This window comes from Maribacter sp. C-4077 (genome assembly GCF_055378385.1).
Genome location: NZ_AP038807.1, coordinates 1,291,652 through 1,313,449, shown reverse-complemented (window position 1 = coordinate 1,313,449; position 21,798 = coordinate 1,291,652). Strand labels below are relative to the sequence as shown.

Here is a 21,798-nt window from a genome sequence, read left to right as displayed (position 1 = left end):
AAGCAGCGCTTTTTTGGTTCAATGAAGTTAAAGGGGTAATTCGTCAATATCTTTTCAACTTTCGTCGAATAGGTCTATTTTTGTGGCCTAACAAAATAAAGGTCTGGAATGTGATAGTTATGTGGCTAAAATCTGGCTGGACCTCTGTATTAGTATCGAAAGAATGAATTACAATTTCAACGAAATTGAGGCCAAATGGCAAAAATATTGGGAGGATAATCAAACCTTTAAAGCCGAAAATGTATCGGACAAGGAGAAGTTCTATGTGTTGGATATGTTTCCCTATCCCTCAGGAGCAGGACTACATGTGGGACATCCGTTAGGGTATATCGCCAGTGATATCTATGCCCGTTATAAAAGGCATAAGGGGTTCAACGTGTTGCATCCGCAGGGATATGACTCCTTTGGTCTGCCGGCAGAGCAATACGCTATTCAGACTGGGCAACATCCTGCCATTACTACAGAGGCGAACATCAAGACATACAGGAGGCAGTTGGACCAATTAGGCTTTTCGTTCGATTGGAGCCGGGAGGTGCGTACTTCGGACCCCAGCTATTATAAATGGACCCAGTGGATTTTCATTCAACTGTTCAATTCCTGGTACAATACCGATGCCGATAAGGCCGAGGATATAGAGACGCTGACCAAAATTTTTGAAACCGAAGGTAACAAAAGCGTACATGCCGTTTGTGACGACGACACCCCGATATTTTCCGCGGAGGATTGGAATTCTTTTTCCCCCAAGGATAAGCAGGCGATGTTGTTAAAATATAGGCTGACCTACCTTGCGGAAAGTGAGGTAAACTGGTGTCCCGCTTTGGGAACCGTATTGGCCAATGATGAAATTGTGAACGGGGTTTCCGAGCGTGGTGGCCATCCGGTCATCCGAAAAAAAATGACGCAATGGAGCATGCGCATCACCGCTTATGCCCAACGTTTGCTGGACGGGCTGGACAAAATCGATTGGCCGCAGCCTCTGAAGGATTCCCAGACCAATTGGATCGGAAGAAGTGAGGGAGCTTCCGTTAAGTTTAAAGTTCAAAGTTCAAAATCAAAAGTTGATAAAATAGACGACTCAATCAACACTCATAATTCTGCACTCTACATTGAAGTCTTCACCACCCGCCCCGATACCATTTTTGGGGTTTCTTTCATGACCCTGGCACCGGAGCATGAATTGGTGTCCCAAATCACCACCCCTGAACAAAAAGCTGAGGTTGAGGCCTATATCGAGGCTACGGCAAAGCGCTCCGAACGCGACCGTATGGCGGATGTAAAGACAATTTCAGGAGCCTTTACCGGGGCGTATGCCGAGCATCCTTTTACCAAGGAACCCGTACCTATTTGGATTGGTGATTATGTATTGGCGGGTTATGGTACAGGAGCGGTGATGTCCGTTCCCTGCGGCGACCAGCGCGATTACGATTTTGCGACCCATTTTGGGATAGCTATTCCTAACATATTCGAGGGAGTGGATATTTCCGAAGAAGCTTATGCTGAAAAATCCGGATTTGTATTGAAGAATTCTGGGTTTTTGAACGGATTGGGGTACAAGGAAGCTACCAAAATGGCCATAGCCGAATTGGAAAAATTGGGTCAGGGTAAGGGCAAAGTGAACTACCGTTTGCGCGATGCCGTCTTTAGCCGTCAACGCTATTGGGGCGAACCCTTTCCGGTCTATTATGATGCCGATGGTATGCCTCAGATAATCGAAACTCAATATTTGCCCATTACCTTACCGGAAGTAGAAAAGTACCTGCCTACGGAAACAGGGGAACCACCTTTAGGCAATGCTACGGAGTGGGCTTGGGACACTAAAAATAATGAAGTGGTATCCAATGAGCGCATAGACCATAAAACCGTTTTTCCCTTAGAGTTGAACACCATGCCGGGTTGGGCGGGGAGTTCCCAGTATTTCAATCGCTATATGGACCCGCATAACGACGAGGCCATTTTCTCTCAAGAAGCCATCAACTATTGGCAGGATGTGGATCTATACATAGGCGGTAGCGAGCATGCGACAGGCCATTTGCTGTATTCCCGTTTCTGGCAAAAGTTCATGTTCGACAAAGGTTTGGTGCCCAAAGATGAGTTTGCCAAAAAACTCATCAATCAGGGGATGATTACTGGTGAAAGTGCATTTGCTTTAAGAATTGGTTTTAATATTACTTTTTTTGGAGATAGTAGTTTTGGAAAAATAAAAACAATCTCCGGCTATGGATCTTTGGATAATTTAAGTGAAATTGAAAAAGAACAATTAAAGGAACTTCAAGAAAAGTACGAATTTATAAAAGGACATTTCCTTTCTGAAGAGGTAGTAGCTCATTTTAAAAAGGGGAATGATGATAATAAAACTAGTCTTAAGATTAGGGAGAAATTAACTTCATATTTTTTAAAAAATCTTGAATCTGAATTAAAAAAGATAGGGTTACATGAAAAAGTTAAAGTTGAGTTTACTCCTGTAGGAAATAAATACAACTTTTACAAGACCAGAGTTCCAGTTGATTTTGTAAATATTAAAAATGAATTAGATTTTAATAAATTCAAAAATTGGCAGAAAGAATTTCAAAATGCTGAAATGCTTTCTTATAAGGAAGATGTTTTTATTGTTTCGCGTGAAATCGAAAAAATGTCCAAATCCAAATATAATGTGGTGAACCCAGATGCCATTTGTGCGGAATATGGGGCGGACAGTCTCCGGTTGTACGAAATGTTCCTGGGCCCCTTGGAGCAATCCAAACCTTGGAATACCGCAGGGATTACGGGGGTGCATTCCTTCTTGAAAAAACTTTGGAGGCTTTATCACTCCGGTCCTAACGGAGAATTCTACGTGTCGGACGCCCCTCCCTCGGAGGGGCAGGGGGAGGCCCTCAAGACCTTGCACAAGACCATCAAAAAAGTAGAGGAGGATATCGAGAACTTCAGTTTCAATACATCGGTATCCACGTTTATGATCTGTGTGAACGAATTGTCCGCGCAAAAATGCAATTCCAGGGCCATCTTGGAACCTTTGGCCATTTTGGTGTCGCCCTATGCGCCACATATCGCGGAGGAACTTTGGGAGCAATTGGGCCACATTGAGTCCATTTCCACAGCGCCGTTCCCAAAATTCGAGGAAAAGTATCTGGTGGAAAGTAGCAAGGAATACCCCATTTCCTTTAACGGGAAGACGCGGTTTACGTTGGAACTTCCTATGGGTATGACCAAGGAGGAAATTGAAGCTACCGTAATGGCCTATGAAAAAACCCAACAACAATTACAAGGGAGAACCCCAAAGAAGGTCATCGTAGTTCCGGGAAAAATTGTAAACATTGTTGGTTAAAATGGTTTTCCGCTTCCCCAAGGACTAAAAGGTATATCGAATTTTAATTGCGCCCTCCTTCTTTAGAGGTACACTAAAGAGGGAGGGTGTTTTCTTTGATATTATATTTATTTTTAAGATGACCCTATATATTTTTGGGGGTGTATGGTTTAAAATGGCATTTAATTCGAAATAACCCCTCCTTTTATCGAATAATTGTTCTGTAAAAATTAAAATTATCGCACCTTTACCCCATAATTATAAAATAGACTAGTATGATTGTGGGTATTCCAAAAGAGATTAAGAACAACGAAAGCAGGGTTGGGATGACACCGGCCGGCGTTTTTGAATTGGTAAAGAACAACCATACCGTGTATGTACAGTCCGGTGCAGGGAAAGGAAGCGGTTTTTTCAATAAGGATTATCAACAGGCCGGGGCCGTCATTTTGGATACCATCGGACAGGTATATGCCATGAGTGAAATGATCGTCAAGGTCAAGGAGCCCATAGAAGAAGAGTACGAACTGATTCAAGAGGGACAGATTTTGTTCACCTATTTCCATTTTGCATCGAGCGAAGCATTGACCAAGGCCATGATCCGTCAGAAAGCCATCTGCATCGCCTATGAAACCGTGGAGGACGAAGATGGGACATTGCCGTTGTTGACCCCAATGTCTGAAGTGGCGGGTAGAATGGCCATTCAGCAAGGGGCAAAATATTTGGAGAAACCTGTTAAAGGTCGCGGTGTACTATTGGGGGGCGTTCCCGGGGTTGCTCCGGGTAGGGTATTGGTGCTAGGCGCGGGTGTCGTTGGGATACAAGCTGCTAAAATGGCAGCCGGTCTGGGCGCACACGTCACCATTTTGGATATCAATATGAAGCGTTTGCGTTACGTGAACGATGTGATGCCACCGCATGTGGTCACCGAATTTTCAAACGAGTTTAATATCAGAAAGCATATAAAAACCCACGACTTAATTATTGGTGGGGTGCTATTAAAAGGAGCAAAAGCTCCGAACCTTATCACTAGGGACATGTTGAAAGACATGCGACCCGGAACCGTAATAGTGGACGTGGCCGTAGACCAAGGCGGATGTGTAGAAACTACAAGACCTACCACTCATGAAGACCCGGTATACATCATAGATGATGTGGTGCACTATTCCGTCGCGAATATGCCCGGTGCAGTTCCATATACCTCTACCATGGCATTGACCAATGTTACTTTGCCATATGCGCTCAAACTCGCAAACTTGGGTTGGGAAGCCGCATGTAAAAAAGATGCTTCCTTGGCAAAGGGATTGAACATTGTGGCCGGTAAGGTGGTGTATGAAGAAATCATAGAGGCCTTTGGTTGGAAGGAGGCCTTTGCCTAATCGTACAAATTGTCAGTTTTTGAAGACCCCAACAGCCCGTACCGACTAATTTACGGGTTTGGCGGGGTTTTTGCTTTTCAGTATTCGATTCCCGTAAAAAAGGGAATCTTATGTATATTTATTGAAACTAAAAATTGAAACGTTATGATGGGATATTATATATTGATCGGTGCTATTGCCTTGGTAAGTTGGCTTGTAAGTAGCCGATTAAAAAGTAAGTTCAAACATTACTCTAAAGTCCATTTACAAAATGGCATGAGCGGTGCCGAGATAGCCGAAAAAATGTTGGCGGATCATGGTATTCGCGATGTTAAGGTGGTTTCCACACCTGGGATGTTATCGGACCATTACAATCCAAAAAATAAAACGGTGAACTTGAGTGAAGGTGTGTATAATCAGCGAAATGCCGCAGCAGCCGCGGTTGCAGCGCATGAGGTAGGCCACGCTGTACAACATGCACAGGCCTACGAGTGGTTGACCATGCGCTCGAAACTGGTGCCAGTAGTCAGTGTAACATCAGGAATGTCCACATGGGTCGTTTTTGGCGGATTGGCCCTAGGTGCCGCTGCAGGAGTAGGATTTGGATATTGGGTTGCCGTGGCCGGATTGATCATGATGGGAATGGCGACTTTGTTCAGTTTTATCACCCTACCGGTAGAATATGATGCCAGTAACCGCGCTTTGGCATGGCTCAAGAATAGGAATATGGTGACTCAGTCAGAATATGCAGGTTCTGAAGATGCCCTAAAATGGGCCGCTAGGACCTATTTGGTAGCGGCCATTGGTTCCTTGGCCACCTTGGTATACTGGGGACTTCAGGTTTTTGGAGGAAGGGATTAACTTCTCTCGATACAATTTTCAAAGCCTTTCCAAGATTGGGAAGGCTTTTTATTTGTTCAAATTTTAGGCAGGCATTGGATTATGAACCATTTCCTTTTGTGAAATTGTTTCGGTTGTAATAGTCAATCCCTTGATGAGGGTTTTATATGGTAATCTGTCGGTCTATTTGCTGTGCCAACGATATGAAGGTTTCCGTTCTGGAAACTCCTTCTATTTGTTGGATTTCCTTGTTGAGGACATGCATCAAATGTTCGTTGTCCTTGCAAAGAATTTTGATAAGGATGGACCAGTTGCCCGTAGTATAATGGCATTCCAAAACTTCGGGGATTTTTTCCAATTGTTTCACCGCAGCGGGATTGCTCATGGCCTTGTCCAAATAAATACCGATATAGGCCATCGTAGTATAGCCCATGGCCCTTGGGTTTATAATAAACTTGGAGCCTTTCAATAATCCCGATGCTTCCAGTTTGCGCAATCGTTGATGAATGGCGGCACCGGAAATACCAATGCTTCGGGCGATTTCCAATACCGGTTTCCGGGCATCCTCCATTAAAAAGCGCAATATTTTCTTGTCTATTCCGTCAATCTTAGTGTTTTTGTTATCGGACTTCATGATTACAATTTCAAATTGAAATCAAAAATACGTAAACACCATGAATATGTGAGTTTAACTCGCTACGGAATCGGGATTATAGCCCAAATAGGGAACTTCGTATTCCTTGAAATTGATGCCCAAGGTCTCCAATTCCTTGAGGATGGGTTGATAGACTTCCTTGGAAATGGGCATTTGAACTCCGGGCGTGGTGATTTTTCCGTTCAGGATTTTTAAGGCGGCGATGGCTACCGGCAAGCCTACCGTTTTGGCCATGGCGGTATGCACCCGATCTTCACCAATCACGACCAATTTGGAATCGATTTGTTTTTTTTCGCCATTCAATTCGTATCCAAACTTATGGTACATAACGATCATATCCTTTTCGGTTTCGCCCAAGGTCCATTTGTCTTCCAAAATTTTCTGTAAAGCCTGTGCCGGAGTAGCATCAGGGATACCAATAGTCCTCGTTTTATCGAAAAGGTTCAGTTCCACAAGCTTTTCCCAAGTACTATCGTCCTGATCTATTTTTAAATAATGCCTCAGTTTCAGTTCCACAGAATCCGTAGGTGAGTAGGGAAGAAAGAGATTGATAAATTCCCGATAGGTCATATTTTCCGAATCCTCGATAGTATAGGTATCGTCCGTGGCCCCCAGTTGCACAAAAATGTTCCAAGCCTTTGAAAAGCCAACGCGGCGCATCGTACCCCTATAAATGGTGAGCGCGTTCTGTAGACCGTAGGCTTCCCTATAATTTAGGGAGTCCCTGTTGGCATAGCCCTCAAACTTACCATATCCCTCTACTTCAAAAAATTCTGTACGTCTAAATAATTTATGGTAGGGAATGTACTTGTATGTGCCCTCCTGTATGAACTTCGCCGTACCTCCTTGGCCGGCCAGCACCACGTTTCTGGGGTTCCACGTAAACTTGTAGTTCCATAGGTTGTTATCGAATTCGGGCGCGACAAGTCCACCGCAGAACGATTCAAACAATAGGATTTTTCCGCCTTTATCCCGTATACGGTCAATGACCTGCATAGCGCTCATGTGGTCAATGCCCGGATCAAGGCCTATTTCGTTCATAAAGACCAAACCGCTTTCGGTGACTTTTTCGTTCAGTTTTTTAAGTTCTGGGCTGATGTAGGATGCCGTTACCAGATGCTTTTTGTACGTTAGACAGTCCTCCGCAATTTTGATGTGAAAGCGCGCCGGTAACATGGAAATGACCAAATCCGACTCCTGTATGGCCAATGTTCTTTCATCTTCCTTGAAGATATCCAAGGTGCGAACCGAGCAATTGGGGTGCGATTTAATATTCTCTGGGATGGAAGCCGTATCCAGGTCGCCAATGGTCACTTTTAGATTTTCTGAATCCGATTTTTCCAATAAATAATCCAACAAAAAGGAAGTGGATTTGCCTGCCCCTATGATCAAAATTTTTCGCACCATGCTTATTGCGTACTTTTAAGTTTGAATGTTGCTACTAAGGTATCAATTTGTTACATATTTAAGAATATGTATCGATAAAGTTATATTACCAACTTTGAATGACTGTCCAACAATTAAATAAACTATAACGTAAATCATGTATTTCCAGTAGATTTGGTGTTATGAAGAAAACAATATTGATTACTGCATGTATTTTTGGGTTTTTAGCGGTCGGCCTGGGCGCCTTTGGAGCCCACGGATTGGAGAAATTGGTTCCCCCGGATGCCGTAACTACTTTTGAAACGGGTGTCCGCTACCAAATGTACCATGCCTTTTTTCTGTTCATTTTAGGATTGTTGCCAGGTTTGTCCCCAAAGGCTCAAAGAATAACATATTGGCTGACCCTTATTGGCGTTGTGTTCTTTTCCTTCTCCATCTATTTGTTGGCCATAAACAGTATTACGGCCTTCGATTTTACGACCATTGGATTTATTACGCCTATTGGCGGAACACTTTTGTTGGCAGCTTGGGGATTTTTGGGATTTCAAATCTATACATCGACCCTAAAATGACATATAGATTATGAACAATACAAAGCTTTTGGGACTCATATTAGGTCCCGTTTCGTTTATATTGATCCTTAGTTTTTTTCATCCTGAGGGATTGTCCAAGGAAGCGAACGCCGTTATGGCATCCACGGCCTGGATTGCCATTTGGTGGATTACGGAAGCCATTCCCATTGCCATTACCGCACTTCTGCCCATCGTGCTTTTCCCACTTTCTGGCGGCTTGGACCTTACCGCTACCTCAGGGTCTTTTGGGCATAAATACGTGTTCCTCTATATGGGCGGTTTCGTTATCGCCATTGCTATCGAAAAATGGAACCTGCACAAACGCATCGCCCTGAACATTATTCATTTGATAGGTGCGGATATCCGTAAAATTATTTTGGGATTTATGGTGGCGACGGCCTTTTTATCCATGTGGATTTCCAATACGGCAACGTCTGTCATGATGCTGCCCATTGGGCTCGCCATTATCAAACAATTAAAGGATAATCCGGCTACGGTGGAGGACGAGAACCTGTTGTTTGGAAAATCCCTGATGCTCGCCATTGCCTACAGTGCTTCCATTGGTGGTATGGCAACCTTGATAGGTACCCCGCCCAATCTGGTGTTGGCAGGGGTGGTACTGGACACCTACGGTTATGAAATTACCTTCATGCAGTGGTTCATGTTCGGTCTGCCAATTTCCGTAGTGCTGATTTTCATCTGTTGGAAATATTTGACGCGCTTTGCTTTTTCTTTCAAACAAGTCGAATTTCCCGGAGGAAGGGCAGAAATAAAAAGACTTAAGAATGGCCTGGGGAAAATCACGTATGAGGAAAAATTGATAGCCCTCGTCTTTGGGGCCACGGCCTTTTGTTGGATTACACGCTCCTTTCTGCTGCAGAAACTGTTACCGGGTCTGGACGATACCATCATCGCCATCTTTTTTGCCATTTTACTTTTCCTGATTCCGGCCAAAAAAAAGGGGGAACAGCTGCTAAATTGGGACGAGGCCGTTACGATGCCCTGGGGAATCATTTTACTTTTTGGTGGCGGTATGGCACTGGCCAAGGGTTTTGATGAAAGTGGTTTGGCCGTATGGATCGGTGGGCAGATGACATCACTGTCCGGACTCCCCATTTTCATTTTGGTATTGGTGTTGATCGCTGCGGTAAATTTTCTGACCGAGATTACCTCCAATCTGGCCACAACGGCCATGCTGTTACCCGTTTTGGCTCCCATGGCCCTTTCCATAGACGTACATCCGTTCGTGTTAATGGTGGGTGCTGCCGTGGCGGCCTCCTGTGCCTTTATGTTGCCCGTTGCTACACCGCCCAATGCGGTGGTTTTTGGTTCCGGTTACCTACGGATTCCCGATATGGTCCGAAAAGGCTTTTTCATGAACATCATGTCCATCATCGTACTGAGCCTTTTCGTTTATTTTTTATTACCACAGCTGTGGGACATTGTCATAAATGGATTTCCTGAAAACCTAAAGAAATGAGATTCCTAATCATCCCCGATAAATTTAAAGGCTCCATGACGAGCGAAGAGGTCTACCGGTCGTTCAGAAAGGGCGTGGAGCAGGTCCTAAGCGATGCCTCCTTTCACTTTGTAAAGGCATCGGATGGGGGCGATGGTTTCTTGGACGCCATTTCAATGTACAAGGACTGCAAAAGGGTAGCCATGAAAACTATGGATCCCTTGGGAAGGGAAATTTCCTCGTACTATCTGTTGGATGTGAAATCCAAATCGGCCTTCATAGAACTGGCCAATAGCTCCGGGATGGAACTTCTGGAACCTTCGGAGCGAAACGCCTCCTTGACCTCGACCTTTGGTAGTGGCCAACAAATTGCGGACGCCATAAAAAAAGGGGCCAAAAAAATATATGTCGGTTTGGGGGGCAGTGCTACGAATGATGGAGGAATTGGAATTGCAAATGCTTTGGGCTTTGAATTTTTGGGTTCTAACGGCAATCCGATGGAACCCATAGGAAAAAATTTAAGTGAGCTTCAAAGGATTGCTAAATCCGATAATTCCATAGAAATCAAAGGGATACATTTCTTTGCCATCAACGATGTCAAAAACACGCTATTCGGAAAAGATGGGGCCGCTTTTGTATACGCTGCCCAAAAAGGTGCCGATGCTGCCATGATAACGGAGTTGGACAAAGGATTGCGAAATTTATCGGAAGTCTATGAAAGACAATTTGGTTCCGATTTTTCCGAAGTACCAGGTTCAGGAGCTGCCGGGGGAACCGGATTTGGTCTCAAGGCCTTTTTTAAGGCCGATTTTCTCAGTGGAATCACTTTTATTTTGGAACTATCCGGTATAAAAGAAGTGTTGGATACCCAAAAATTCGATTACATCGTGACCGGTGAAGGCAAAATCGACGATCAGACCCTTCATGGAAAATTGATTCAAGGTGTTATGGAACTTGCCAACAGTTACAATATTCCAGTGCTGGCCGTTTGTGGCAAATTGGACGTTCCCCTAAAAACGCTTACTTCAAGTGGCGTTCAGGATGTTATTGAAATTGGGGACCCCAACAAATCGTTGGGATACAATATGCAAAATGCCAAGGACCTGCTTCAAAGAAGGGTATATGAGTATTTTAAATCCTTAATCTAGGTTCATACATTTTGGAAAGTCGGTCGTTTTTAATTATGTAATCGGCAGTAAATCCATATTATTTTATCGATTTAATATTTTAGTACCTAGTAATTTGCAGTTTGTTTACTAAACAGTGTTTAAACTGATGTTTATTTGTTGAAAATTTAATCATTCATCGTAGATTTCATATTTCTTGCCGATAAATACATGAATACCTCTTGATTTCCAAGGGCTTCAAGGTTAAATTTAATAGCTTTGGAGAAATAAAATTTCGAGTTATGCATAGTTCATCCTACCAATCGAAGATGATATCTTTAAAGAATTATGGAATTGACCATGATAATTTTCATTATCAGGAATCGCCTCAAGCACTACAGAAGGCTACTATCGACCTTGGCATGGGAGCGGAGACCAAAAATGGTACCCTTGCCGTCAATACGGGGGAATTTACGGGTAGGTCTCCACAAGACCGTTTTATCGTAAAAGATGCTATTACCAAGGATAGAATCTGGTGGGGTTCGGTAAACATTCCCTTTGAACCGGAAAAGTTTACGGCGTTGTATGACAAGGTTATTGCTTATTTGAACACAAAGGAACTTTTCGTGAGGGACTGCTATGCCTGTGCGGACCCGGAGTATAAACTCAATATCAGGGTCATAAACGAATACCCTTGGTCCAACATGTTCGCCTATAATATGTTTTTACGGCCAACCGACGAGGAATTGGAGAATTTCAGTCCGGAATGGACGGTTATAAACGCACCTGGCTTCATGGCCAATGCCGAAGAAGATGGCACCAGGCAACACAATTTCGCCATACTGAACTTTACTGAAAAAATCGCCCTAATTGGTGGCACAGGCTATACCGGCGAGATAAAAAAAGGAATTTTTTCGGCGCTCAATTTTATATTGCCTGTATTTAAGGAAACCTTGCCCATGCATTGTTCGTCCAATGTGGGGGAAGACGGGGATACCGCGATATTCTTCGGGTTGTCAGGGACCGGGAAGACAACCTTGTCCACAGACCCCAATAGGAAATTGATCGGCGATGATGAGCACGGCTGGACCAGCAGAAATACAGTGTTCAATTTTGAGGGAGGGTGTTATGCCAAGGTCATCAACCTTTCCCAAGAACAGGAACCCGAAATCTACAATGCCATAAAACCTGGAGCTATTCTTGAAAATGTGATTTTGGACAAGGACGGCAATGTGGATTATGCGGATACCTCCATAACACAAAATACCCGGGTAAGTTATCCTATTTACCATATAGATAACATTCAGCAGCCTTCCATTGGGAAAAATGTAAAGAACATTTTCTTTTTAACGGCCGATGCCTTTGGGGTGTTGCCTCCAATATCCAAACTGACCCCTGCTCAAGCCGCATATCATTTTATTTCTGGATATACGGCCAAGGTTGCCGGCACGGAAGCCGGGGTCGTTGAGCCACAACCTTCCTTTTCGGCCTGTTTTGGTGCACCTTTTATGCCCTTGCATCCCACAAAATATGCGGAGATGTTGAGCAAAAAAATGAAGGAGACTGGCGTGGCCGTATGGTTGGTGAATACGGGGTGGACCGGCGGCCCTTATGGTGTTGGTACCCGTATGAAGTTAAAGTACACCCGTGCCATGATCAGTGCGGCGCTCAATGGCGATCTAGGTTTGTACTCCTATGATACCTACCACATTCATTCCGTTTTTGGGGTGGCGCAACCTAGGGAATGTCCCGGAGTGCCTACCAGTGTGTTGAGTCCAAGGGCGACTTGGAACAATGACGAAAAATATTACACCACGGCCTTTAAGCTTTCCAATGCCTTTAGGGAAAACTTCAAAAAGTTCGAAAAATATGCCAATGAGGAAATTAGACGTGGTGGACCGCAACGGTACGCTTTTTAAATGCACCATTAAACATGAAAAAAGGCCCTGCATTTTGCAAGGCCTTTTTGTTATAGATTCAGAAGCAACTCTTATTTGTTTGCGTTCGTAATATATTTTTGGAGTGCCATGGTCATGGACGGTGTCTCTGGAGTGGGCGCCTTTATGTCAATTCTAAGTCCGGCACCAGTAGCAGCTTCTACGGTAGAATTACCAAAAACCGCTATTCTAGTATCGTTCTGCTTAAAATCCGGAAAGTTATGTAACAGGGATTCAATACCCGATGGACTAAAGAATACCAAAATATCATAATATACATCCCTTAAATCGGATAGATCACTGATGACCGTTTTGTAGAAAATACCCCGTTTCCAGCTTATATCGAGCGCGTTTAAGGTCTCGGGAACCTCGGGTTTAAGAACATCAGAGGATGGTAACAGGAACTTTTCATCCTTGTATTTTTTGATCATCGGGGACAAATCGGAAAACAAGCGTTTGCCCACATAAATCTTTCTTTTTCTATATACCACGTACTTCTGAAGATAGTATGCCACAGCCTCGGACTGACAAAAGTATTTCATCGTATCCGGCACCTTGAAACGCATCTCCTCCGCAATTCGAAAGAAATGGTCCACCGCATTCCTGCTTGTAAGAATAATGGCGGTGAAATCCTTTAGGTCGATTTTCTGTTGACGGACACCTTTGGCATCTACTCCTTCCACATGAATAAAGGGTCTAAAATCGACCTTTACTTTTTCCTTGTCGATGAGCCTGGAATAGGGAGAATTTTCCATTTTTGGCTCGGGCTGAGAGACCAAAATTGTTTTTACTTTCATAGGTTACACTATTTTAGAAAGCTTCCCAATATGATTAGGGGTGCAATTTCGAGTGCGCAAAGGTACAAAATAAAATAGAAAAAGTAGGAACTAATGTATTTTTGATGAATCCTAATCACTGAAACCCAGCCTATAATATTAATTAGCAGAAAGAGCCCAAACGCTGCCAAAACAACGGTAATCGAGTTAATAAATACAAAAGTCAAAAAAATATTGGCCAGAAAAAGAACAATACTGCTGTAATTCAAATAGGACGTTTTTTTGAACAGTAGTTCATTAATGGTAGCGTAGGATCCAAAAATGAAACCATTCCCCAGTTGTAGGAACATCTTTATAAGCACAAAAAGAAAAAGGAATCCAATGATCGCCAAAAAAGTGACATTGGACACGGATATTTCCGGACTTGCATAACTTTTCCATGCTAGAAAGGCGAACAGCGAGATATTGATGATCTGGAAAACGGTGAGTAGTATATGGAACCAATTGAAAAGCTTCTCCTTTTTGTTGTACATGATGATGTACTTGTTGTTGAAGGGAAGAATGATAAAATTCAAAAATCTGGCATAGAATATTTTTTTGGCAATAGCGACCAACAGGAGACTGCCAAACAAAATGAGGGTAATCCAGTCCAAGTTTTCGGTAAACCTGTTAATTGGCTCCATTAGTTTACGGGAATTGGTTTTGAATTCAAGCCCGGATACAATCCGTTTTCCGAAATCACGATTCTAATATAACCTACTTTTTCGGTATCGTACTGAGGTATTTCCACTAAAAAATGGGTTGTGTCCTTTTTGGTTAGGAAGGGCAGGTTTTCCTCCACGGGCTTCGGGGCAATCCGTTTTAGGCCCAAGGTATTTTTATAGGGACTCAAATAGGCTACAGAAAATTTAAGTTTGGACAGTTCAATGTCAAAATTGTAGGGATTGAATACCTGTAGATGATAATCGGAACCATCCAAGGAAACAGTTTCCTCCTTCAGTGTGCATTCAAGTTTTCTGTAGGAGTCGAAATCCGAAATATACTTGCCTTTATAAACCCAGCCATCAGGCTTGGTGTAGGAAAAGGTGTTGTCATTGATATATTTGGAAAGATAAGCCACTTTTTTCCCCCGTACCCGTTCTTCCGAGGTATCAATGGAATATTGGTTTTTCCGGTACATCACATTGTTCAGGGAGAAGGTAGGTATTCCTCCCGAATAAAATTCGTACATGGGTGCGTTACGATAAGAATTCTCAAAAACCACGGGAATTTCCCCAACCTCCTCGCGAATTCCATCGACCCAGGTCCTGTTGCCATGACTTTCGTAATGGAAATCAAAAAGTAAAGGTTGGTAAATGAGTCCGGCTCGTAAATAAAGAATCAGGAAAGCGTTGATGATGCCCAAGCGAACCATCCATTTGAGGACCTGTTTATGTTCCAACATGAAATTATATACGATGACCACCAGGGGAATGCAGATAATAATGATCCATTGGGTCTGTACCCTTCTGTTGAAGCTGGAAATAAAGAAAAACAGGATTACGCCATATGTCAAGAACAAGAGCGCCCTATTGAACAAGTCCTTGCCCTTGGTTTTTAATAGGGCATAATAAATAAGCGGGAAAGTAAGCCCAAACAGTGCAATCAGGTTTACAAAGAAGCCCAGCGTATATTTCTCGAACTGATAGGCATCGTTGGGTCGTTCATAAAGATGGTATTTGATACTGACAAAATCATTTTCATACAGCCAGTAAAAATGTGGGGCATAACAGAGTAAGGCAACCAAAACGCTAAGCCAGGCATACTTGCTCTTAACAAGGTTTAGGTTGGATAGCAACACAAAAACGATGACCAGGACGGCGTGGTATTTACTGTACATCAAGGCCGCCATAAATATACCCAATAGGATAGCAGTAGAGTATTTCGGGTCTTTTAGGAAATGCTTATACGTAAGTAGAAAACAGGAGGTAAAAAACAGCAATGGAGTATCCGGAAGGGTAAAAAAACCATAGGCATTCAACAAGGTCATGGAAAACACCAGTATGAAAAAATGGGGGATAAATCGATTCTTTTCCGGTCTATCGATCAGCAGCCATAAAATCACAAGATTCAGTGCGGAAATTATGCAGCTCATAAAGCGCACCCCAAGTTCCCCGTTAAAAAACAGACTGCTAATTTTTATAAGCAGCGCAACCAAAGGGGGATGGTCAAAAAACCCCCAGGCCATGTTCTGGCTATAGTACCAGTAATAGGCCTCATCAAAAATCAATTCCGTAAACGCGGATTGTATTAGGTTGAGAACAAAAAATGCCGTAAGAAAATAATAGAATTGCCTTGGGATTTTTTCGGACATGGGCGGTTTTTATGCCCGTAAAATTACAAATTCCGATGGTTTTCGTTTTTATTCTTTGATTTTAGTACAGGAGAAATAATTGGTCCAAAGATGTAAGATGTAGAAAGACCTATTTTTTAGGTATTAGACCTGACAGGTTTTCAAAACCTGTCAGGTCTTGATGATCACTTCTTGTTGTTGAATTACATAATTTTCGTCCTGTACACAACTCTTTGATTTAAAACATTTCCGTTAGGTACTGAAACTGTATTAATAATTTCCGAACCTGGGGAAATGACATCTTAAAGGAAAACCCCTATCCCCAGCTTCCCCGAAATCTTTTGGATTAAAACACTACTTTTGTGCCCATATAGCATATACCGATGTCCAACAGTGTTGTTATCATTCCTACTTACAATGAAATTGAGAATATTGACGCGATAATCAATGCTGTTTTTGAATTGCCAAAAGACTTCCATGTACTCATTGTGGACGACAATTCACCCGATGGTACGGCGCAGCGTGTACGTGACTTGCAACAAAAGTTCAAGGACAACCTGTTTTTGGAAGTGAGGCAGGAGAAATCGGGGTTGGGCACCGCTTACATCCATGGATTTAAATGGGCCATCGGCAAAAAATATGATTATATATTTGAAATGGATGCTGATTTTTCCCACAACCCAACCGATCTTTTACGATTGCTCAAGGCCTGTGAAAAAGGTGCGGACGTATCCGTTGGCTCTCGGTATAAAAAAGGAGTGAACGTGGTCAACTGGCCGTTATATAGGGTGTTGTTGTCCTATGGGGCATCATTCTATGTGAAAATGATTACGGGTATGCGGGTGCATGATCCAACTGCCGGGTTTGTTTGCTATAAAAGGTATGTTTTGGAAAGTATCAATCTGGATTCCGTTCGATTTGTGGGGTATGCATTTCAGATAGAAATGAAGTTCAGGGCCTACCTGAAGAATTATAAAATAGAGGAGGTTTCCATTATCTTTAAGGACAGGGTAAAGGGTAAGTCCAAAATGAGTTCCTCCATCATCAGCGAAGCTATCTGGGGTGTTTTTGTGATGAAACTCCGCAGCCTTTTCCAAAAAAATAGATTTTAGAATGGGTAAGACATTATTAAAAAACGCGAGGGTCGTAAATGAAGGTATCATTGAGGAACTAGACCTTCTTTTGGAGGGGGATTATATTTCCCGAATTTCCAAGGATATATCGGAAGCGGAAGCAACAGTCATCGATTTAAATGGGAAATATATACTACCGGGAATCATTGACGACCAAGTACATTTTAGGGAACCGGGCCTTACGCACAAAGGCACTATTGCATCGGAGAGCAGGGCGGCCGTGGCCGGGGGTATCACCACCTATATGGAGCAGCCCAACACCAACCCACAGACTACAACTATTGTCAAATTGGAGGAAAAGCATGCCATGGCAAGGGAAACTTCCTATGCCAATTATTCCTTTTTGTTTGGGGGAACCAACGATAATCTGGAAGAACTGAAACGTTTGGACAAAAATGCCTGTTCCGGAATCAAGTTGTTTTTGGGGTCATCTACCGGAAACATGTTGGTGGATGATGAGGCCGTAATCGAAGGTATTTTCAGTAATACTGAGATGGTCATTTCCGTCCATTGTGAGGATGAAACTACCATCCGTCGGAATTTGGAAGCATACAAGGAAAAATACGGTGAGGATATTCCAATCCAGTACCATCCTTTGATCAGAAGTGAGGAAGCCTGCTATCTATCCTCTTCAAAGGCGATTGCCCTGGCTAAAAAGACGGGAGCACGATTGCATGTTTTCCATCTTTCAACTGGGAAGGAAACGGATTTGTTCCAAAATGACATCCCTCTGGAAAAGAAGAAAATTACGGCGGAGGTCTGTATCCATCACCTTTGGTTTTCAGATGCCGATTATTTGGACAAGGGAACCTTGATCAAATGGAACCCGGCGGTAAAAACTGCGCAGGACCGGGATACACTTTGGAAAGCTTTGTTGGATGACAGGATCGATGTAATCGCAACAGATCATGCCCCGCATTTACTGTCGGAAAAAGAAAATCCTTATACGAGTGCCCCCAGTGGTGGTCCTTTAGTGCAACATGCGTTGCCCGCCATATTGGAGAAACATATGGAAGGTGTTATCAGTTTGGAGAAAATCGTAGAAAAAATGTGCCACAATCCGGCCAAATTGTTCGATTTAGACAAAAGGGGCTATATCAAGGAAGGATATTTTGCCGATTTGGCCGTGGTTTCCCTAAACGACCCATGGCAGGTCTCCAAGGAGAATATCGTGTACAAATGTGGTTGGTCACCATTTGAAGGAAGTTCGTTCAAGGCCCGTGTTACCCATACGTTTGTAAACGGACATTTGGCTTATGAAAACGGAAAAATGTCGGATAAAAGAAATGCCAAAAGACTCACTTTCAATAGATAAAGGAGCAATTATAATTATTTACCCCATGAAATGAGCCATAACAAGTCTTAATACCCACCTTGATGGTTATTGGCGAAATCAAAGATTCATGAACACCTTTTGAAAATACAATAAACAGCGATGTGAATAATTGCATCTGACCTTTTAATAATATTAAATATAAACAGATGAAACCCTCATCGAGGGATTATTTATGGTAAGTTTAATGCCTATACAAAAGGAAATGATTAAGAATCAAACTATTAACCTAATTTTAAACGTGTGAAAAGTTTTAGGATTGCCATACTCGTAGTGTTATTTTTAGCTGCTTGTGGTGAAAAACTCATAGAAAAGCCGGAGAACCTTATCCCAAAGGATAAGATGGTCCTGATTTTACAGGAGATGGCATTGATAAATGCCGCCAAGGGCGTGAATTTGGGTATTTTAAAGGATAACGGTGTGGAGCCTACCACCTATGTTTTTGAAAAGTTTGGGATAGATAGCGCACAATTTGTGATAAGTGACCGATACTATGCCTCCTTGCCAGCGGAGTATGAGACCATCTACACCGAAGTGGAAGCTTCGTTGGAAGCCAAAAGAATCGCCCTGGAACAGGAAAAGAAAATAACCGATAGTCTGAAACTTCTTGAAAGCAAGCGAAATAAGGAAGGGGTTCTGGACAGTTTGAAAACTAAACCCGCTACTGTCAAGGATAGTCTTCCATAAACTTTTTGGAAGCAAATACGATGGATTTTTCCAGCGGTTCAAATTCGTAGTGAAGCAACGTCCTTACTTTCTCGCTGGAATAACTTTCAGGATGTAAGAGGGAATAGATCGCATTTTTGGTAATGGTCCTTGGTTTTCCAGTGAACAGGGTTTTGAGGAAGTCAAAATACCTGCCAATCTCCAACTGCCATTTTTTGAGTTCTTTCCCGGGTGGTTTTTTACCTAGTGCAGTGGCTATGGAGGTCATTATTTCCTTGTAGGTACGATTTTCCGATACAAGGATAAACCGTTCATTTTTAATAGTGCTCGTCATGAGACGCGTCATAACGGAAACAACATCGGATACCGATACAAATCCCGTTCCTCCCGGCGGATAATAGGAATAGGCCTTTTTTACCGTGGTAAACAACTTGCCACTGCCGCTATTCCAAAATCCCGGACCTATGATCACCCCAGGATTTACGATTACCACGTCCAGGTTTTCTTGGGAACCCCGCCACACCTCCATTTCGGCCGAATATTTGGTAAGGGCGTAGACGTTCGTGTGCAATTCGTTCCAATCATTGCTCTCAGTAGCTTCCTTGCCCGCAATGCTTCTCCCAATGGTTCCAATGGTACTTACATGACAGAGTTTTTTTATATTATGGTGAATGCACAGATTAACAATGTTTGCCGTTCCCTCCACATTCACTTTGCGTAATCTTTTAAAATCCCTTGGGTCAAACGAAATAAGTGCTGCAGCGTGGTATACCTGTTCAATGTCCAAAAAGGCCGATTCTAAGGAGGGTACATCGAGAATATCTCCCTGTACCCATTCTATCTGATTAAAAATGGTTTCTGGAGTTTCCTCATAATAGGAGAAGACTTTTTTAACGTCCCCCAGTTTTTCTTCGGACCTATAAATAGCTCGGACTTTTACCTTTGACAGGACCAATCTTAATAGTAAGTGGGACCCCACCAAGCCTGTACCTCCGGTAACTAAAACCATATTCCATGTTTTTAAAGCAAATTCAACAAGCTGATATTCAAACAATTACCTTTGTTTGGATATCTTAGGTTGTCCTGCCAAATTCCTTTATGAGTTTTCAAATGTAGGAAATAGACTCGGATAAATTCCTCCTTGGATAGGTATGATCTGCGGTGTATTTCCTTTTATATTTGCAATGAATTAAAATGAAATAGATAAAAATGGCTTCAAACTTTGTAAAGGAGTTGGAATGGAGGGGCATGTTGCACGATGCAATGCCCGGAACGGAAGAATACCTTATGGAGGGAATGCAATCTGCCTATGTGGGCATCGACCCAACGGCAGACTCCTTGCACATTGGTCATTTGGTTAGTGTCATGATGCTGAGACACTTTCAATTGGCAGGACATAAACCTATTGCCCTAGTAGGAGGTGCAACCGGTATGATCGGGGATCCATCCGGTAAATCCGCAGAGCGAAACCTTCTGGACGAAGCCACGCTTAGGCATAATCAGGAAGCCTTAAAAAACCAACTTTCCAGATTTCTGGATTTTGAAAGCGATGCCGATAATGCTGCGGTCTTGGTTAATAATTACGACTGGATGAAGGATTTTTCATTTCTTGATTTTATCCGGGACGTAGGGAAGCACATAACTGTAAACTATATGATGGCAAAGGACTCGGTTAAAAAGCGACTTTCCGCCGAAGCCAAAGAAGGAATGTCCTTTACGGAATTCACCTATCAACTTGTGCAGGGGTACGATTTTCTCCATCTTTTTAGGACCCATAATTGCACCTTACAAATGGGCGGTAGCGATCAGTGGGGGAATATAACAACGGGCACGGAACTGATTCGTAGAATTGGTGGAGGCAAGGGCTATGCCCTTACCTGTCCTTTAATAACCAAGGCCGATGGCACCAAATTTGGAAAGACCGAAAGCGGAAACGTCTGGTTGGATGCAGAGCGGACCTCCCCGTATAAATTTTATCAATACTGGCTCAATACCTCCGATGCCGATGCGGAAAAATATATAAAGATTTTCACCTTTCTTTCAAAGCAAGAAATTGAGCATCTAGTCGCGGAGCATTCGCAGGCCCCCCATCTAAGGTTGTTACAAAAGAAATTGGCAGAGGAAATAACTGAAATGGTACACTCAAAGGAAGAACTGGAGAATGCAATAAAGGCCAGTGAGATTCTTTTTGGCAAGTCCACATCCCAAGACCTCAAAGCGTTGAACGAAAAAACCTTTTTGGATATTTTTGAAGGGGTTCCACAGGCCCAGGTTCCCATGGCCTCTTTGGATGGCGGGTTGGATATGATCGCGGCCCTATCCGCACAGACAGGATTTTTGGGATCTAATGGTGAGGCAAGGCGCGAATTGAAACAGAATTCCATTTCCGTAAACAAGGAAAAGGTGCAGGAGGACTATTTGATAGGAAGGGAAGATCTTATCAACGGAAAGTTTGTGCTGCTTCAGCGCGGCAAAAAGAATTATTTCGTACTTACGGTAACGGAATAGGCAACCTTTGCAGCATTTTGACATCTACTGAAAAAATGGTTTTATGAAACGATTTTTAGGGCTGATGATGTCGGTTTTTCTGATTTCCTGTGATTCGGACAATGACCCCGTTATACAGGACACCGGTTTGAACGGGGAATGGATATTACAGGAAGTGAGCTGTTTCTGCGCGTTTGATGCCAATGTTGATTTTTCGGAAACAAGGCTGATTTTCGAAACCGATACAAATACCCTTACCGTCATTAATGAAGGTACCGATCGGTTTTTCAAGGAATCGGGGGTATACCGGTATGGCGGTCAGAACAATATTCTAGATTTTACCGATAATACCAGCTATCAATTCGAAGTTGCCGAAAACCAATTGACTTTGGTATACTTGGACAACCCTCAGATTGCGGATGACGAGGTGGTGTACTCTTTAAGACGGTCTTAAATAGGA

General features: G+C 42.9%; 18 protein-coding genes. 12 read left to right on the top strand and 6 right to left on the bottom strand.

The genetic code is table 11. The annotated features are described in order from the left end of the window. Positions 1-163 precede the first annotated feature (163 nt). The 3 genes from ACZ41C_RS05605 to ACZ41C_RS05595 all read left to right on the top strand — a co-directional run bounded on the left by ACZ41C_RS05605 (position 164) and on the right by ACZ41C_RS05595 (position 5,517). The gene (locus ACZ41C_RS05605; protein WP_464564886.1) at positions 164-3,322 is read left to right on the top strand and encodes a leucine--tRNA ligase; all 3,159 of its coding nucleotides are present in this window, start codon (positions 164-166) and stop codon (positions 3,320-3,322) included. Between the two features lie 254 nt (positions 3,323-3,576). Further along, positions 3,577-4,677 carry an alanine dehydrogenase gene (gene ald / locus ACZ41C_RS05600; protein WP_138256946.1) on the top strand — a complete coding sequence of 367 codons (1,101 nt, stop codon included), beginning with the start codon at positions 3,577-3,579 and terminating at the stop codon, positions 4,675-4,677. 144 nt (positions 4,678-4,821) lie between these two features. Continuing rightward, entirely contained in the window at positions 4,822-5,517 is a 696-nt protein-coding gene (locus ACZ41C_RS05595; protein WP_154917987.1) for a zinc metallopeptidase, read from the top strand. Positions 5,518-5,659: 142 nt separating this feature from the next. On the opposite strand, the gene ACZ41C_RS05590 is transcribed toward ACZ41C_RS05595, so the two are convergent. Both ACZ41C_RS05590 and ACZ41C_RS05585 read right to left on the bottom strand, forming a co-directional pair. Beyond that, positions 5,660-6,130: an Lrp/AsnC ligand binding domain-containing protein gene (locus ACZ41C_RS05590; RefSeq protein ID WP_154917988.1), complete on the bottom strand. Its 471-nt coding sequence runs from the start codon at positions 6,128-6,130 to the stop codon at positions 5,660-5,662. Between the two features lie 54 nt (positions 6,131-6,184). Then, positions 6,185-7,558 carry a saccharopine dehydrogenase family protein gene (locus ACZ41C_RS05585; RefSeq protein WP_464564885.1) on the bottom strand — a complete coding sequence of 458 codons (1,374 nt, stop codon included), beginning with the start codon at positions 7,556-7,558 and terminating at the stop codon, positions 6,185-6,187. A 161-nt stretch (positions 7,559-7,719) separates the two neighbouring features. On the opposite strand from ACZ41C_RS05585, the gene ACZ41C_RS05580 reads away from it, so the two are divergent. The 4 genes from ACZ41C_RS05580 (at position 7,720) to pckA (ending at position 12,593) form a co-directional block, all read left to right on the top strand. Beyond that, positions 7,720-8,109, top strand: coding sequence for a DUF423 domain-containing protein (locus ACZ41C_RS05580; RefSeq protein ID WP_138256950.1), 390 nt, complete (start codon positions 7,720-7,722; stop codon positions 8,107-8,109). Positions 8,110-8,119: 10 nt separating this feature from the next. Continuing rightward, complete coding sequence (locus tag ACZ41C_RS05575; protein ID WP_464564884.1) at positions 8,120-9,589, top strand: SLC13 family permease; 1,470 nt, start codon at positions 8,120-8,122, stop codon at positions 9,587-9,589. Then, positions 9,586-10,716 (top strand): glycerate kinase, encoded by a 1,131-nt coding sequence (locus ACZ41C_RS05570; RefSeq protein WP_464564883.1) that lies wholly within the window; start codon positions 9,586-9,588, stop codon positions 10,714-10,716. Before ACZ41C_RS05575 ends, ACZ41C_RS05570 begins: the two co-directional genes overlap by 4 nt. Before the next feature lie 260 nt (positions 10,717-10,976). Continuing rightward, a complete protein-coding gene (gene pckA, locus ACZ41C_RS05565; RefSeq protein ID WP_464564882.1) occupies positions 10,977-12,593 on the top strand; it encodes a phosphoenolpyruvate carboxykinase (ATP) in 1,617 nt (538 codons plus the stop codon). Between the two features lie 71 nt (positions 12,594-12,664). On the opposite strand, the gene ACZ41C_RS05560 is transcribed toward pckA, so the two are convergent. From ACZ41C_RS05560 to ACZ41C_RS05550, 3 genes are read right to left on the bottom strand one after another with little or no spacing between them, the layout of a single operon-like run. Next, the gene (locus ACZ41C_RS05560; RefSeq protein WP_138256954.1) at positions 12,665-13,408 is read right to left on the bottom strand and encodes a uroporphyrinogen-III synthase; all 744 of its coding nucleotides are present in this window, start codon (positions 13,406-13,408) and stop codon (positions 12,665-12,667) included. Positions 13,409-13,416: 8 nt separating this feature from the next. Beyond that, positions 13,417-14,070 (bottom strand): DUF4271 domain-containing protein, encoded by a 654-nt coding sequence (locus tag ACZ41C_RS05555; protein WP_138256955.1) that lies wholly within the window; start codon positions 14,068-14,070, stop codon positions 13,417-13,419. After that, complete coding sequence (locus ACZ41C_RS05550; RefSeq protein ID WP_464564881.1) at positions 14,070-15,740, bottom strand: ArnT family glycosyltransferase; 1,671 nt, start codon at positions 15,738-15,740, stop codon at positions 14,070-14,072. Before ACZ41C_RS05550 ends, ACZ41C_RS05555 begins: the two co-directional genes overlap by 1 nt. Before the next feature lie 362 nt (positions 15,741-16,102). Here ACZ41C_RS05550 and ACZ41C_RS05545 point away from each other — a divergent pair, with 362 nt between their 5' ends. The 3 genes from ACZ41C_RS05545 to ACZ41C_RS05535 all read left to right on the top strand — a co-directional run bounded on the left by ACZ41C_RS05545 (position 16,103) and on the right by ACZ41C_RS05535 (position 18,872). Further along, on the top strand, positions 16,103-16,831 hold the full coding sequence (locus tag ACZ41C_RS05545; protein ID WP_154917996.1) for a polyprenol monophosphomannose synthase: 729 nt from the start codon (positions 16,103-16,105) through the stop codon (positions 16,829-16,831). A gap of 1 nt (position 16,832) precedes the next feature. Continuing rightward, on the top strand, positions 16,833-18,167 hold the full coding sequence (locus ACZ41C_RS05540; RefSeq protein WP_464564880.1) for a dihydroorotase: 1,335 nt from the start codon (positions 16,833-16,835) through the stop codon (positions 18,165-18,167). Between the two features lie 261 nt (positions 18,168-18,428). Continuing rightward, the gene (locus tag ACZ41C_RS05535) at positions 18,429-18,872 is read left to right on the top strand and encodes a DUF4296 domain-containing protein (RefSeq protein WP_272636120.1); all 444 of its coding nucleotides are present in this window, start codon (positions 18,429-18,431) and stop codon (positions 18,870-18,872) included. On the opposite strand, the gene ACZ41C_RS05530 is transcribed toward ACZ41C_RS05535, so the two are convergent. Next, positions 18,853-19,860 (bottom strand): NAD-dependent epimerase/dehydratase family protein, encoded by a 1,008-nt coding sequence (locus ACZ41C_RS05530; RefSeq protein ID WP_464564879.1) that lies wholly within the window; start codon positions 19,858-19,860, stop codon positions 18,853-18,855. The two genes, ACZ41C_RS05535 and ACZ41C_RS05530, sit on opposite strands and share 20 nt — an antisense overlap. A 200-nt stretch (positions 19,861-20,060) precedes the next feature. On the opposite strand from ACZ41C_RS05530, the gene tyrS reads away from it, so the two are divergent. Together tyrS and ACZ41C_RS05520 are read left to right on the top strand one after the other, a co-directional pair. After that, entirely contained in the window at positions 20,061-21,359 is a 1,299-nt protein-coding gene (tyrS, locus tag ACZ41C_RS05525) for a tyrosine--tRNA ligase (protein WP_464564878.1), read from the top strand. 43 nt (positions 21,360-21,402) lie between these two features. Next, a complete protein-coding gene (locus ACZ41C_RS05520; RefSeq protein WP_464564877.1) occupies positions 21,403-21,792 on the top strand; it encodes a hypothetical protein in 390 nt (129 codons plus the stop codon). The last annotated feature ends 6 nt before the right edge of the window (positions 21,793-21,798 follow it).

Bases quoted from the DNA above. Each gene is read 5' to 3' on its own strand.
- ACZ41C_RS05605 (WP_464564886.1), top strand. From the start codon at position 164: ATGAATTACAATTTCAACGAAATTGAGGCCAAATGGCAAAAATATTGG.
- ald (WP_138256946.1), top strand. From the start codon at position 3,577: ATGATTGTGGGTATTCCAAAAGAGATTAAGAACAACGAAAGCAGGGTT.
- ACZ41C_RS05595 (WP_154917987.1), top strand. From the start codon at position 4,822: ATGATGGGATATTATATATTGATCGGTGCTATTGCCTTGGTAAGTTGG.
- ACZ41C_RS05590 (WP_154917988.1), bottom strand. From the start codon at position 6,130: ATGAAGTCCGATAACAAAAACACTAAGATTGACGGAATAGACAAGAAA.
- ACZ41C_RS05585 (WP_464564885.1), bottom strand. From the start codon at position 7,558: ATGGTGCGAAAAATTTTGATCATAGGGGCAGGCAAATCCACTTCCTTT.
- ACZ41C_RS05580 (WP_138256950.1), top strand. From the start codon at position 7,720: ATGAAGAAAACAATATTGATTACTGCATGTATTTTTGGGTTTTTAGCG.
- ACZ41C_RS05575 (WP_464564884.1), top strand. From the start codon at position 8,120: ATGAACAATACAAAGCTTTTGGGACTCATATTAGGTCCCGTTTCGTTT.
- ACZ41C_RS05570 (WP_464564883.1), top strand. From the start codon at position 9,586: ATGAGATTCCTAATCATCCCCGATAAATTTAAAGGCTCCATGACGAGC.
- pckA (WP_464564882.1), top strand. From the start codon at position 10,977: ATGCATAGTTCATCCTACCAATCGAAGATGATATCTTTAAAGAATTAT.
- ACZ41C_RS05560 (WP_138256954.1), bottom strand. From the start codon at position 13,408: ATGAAAGTAAAAACAATTTTGGTCTCTCAGCCCGAGCCAAAAATGGAA.
- ACZ41C_RS05555 (WP_138256955.1), bottom strand. From the start codon at position 14,070: ATGGAGCCAATTAACAGGTTTACCGAAAACTTGGACTGGATTACCCTC.
- ACZ41C_RS05550 (WP_464564881.1), bottom strand. From the start codon at position 15,740: ATGTCCGAAAAAATCCCAAGGCAATTCTATTATTTTCTTACGGCATTT.
- ACZ41C_RS05545 (WP_154917996.1), top strand. From the start codon at position 16,103: ATGTCCAACAGTGTTGTTATCATTCCTACTTACAATGAAATTGAGAAT.
- ACZ41C_RS05540 (WP_464564880.1), top strand. From the start codon at position 16,833: ATGGGTAAGACATTATTAAAAAACGCGAGGGTCGTAAATGAAGGTATC.
- ACZ41C_RS05530 (WP_464564879.1), bottom strand. From the start codon at position 19,860: ATGGTTTTAGTTACCGGAGGTACAGGCTTGGTGGGGTCCCACTTACTA.
- tyrS (WP_464564878.1), top strand. From the start codon at position 20,061: ATGGCTTCAAACTTTGTAAAGGAGTTGGAATGGAGGGGCATGTTGCAC.
- ACZ41C_RS05520 (WP_464564877.1), top strand. From the start codon at position 21,403: ATGAAACGATTTTTAGGGCTGATGATGTCGGTTTTTCTGATTTCCTGT.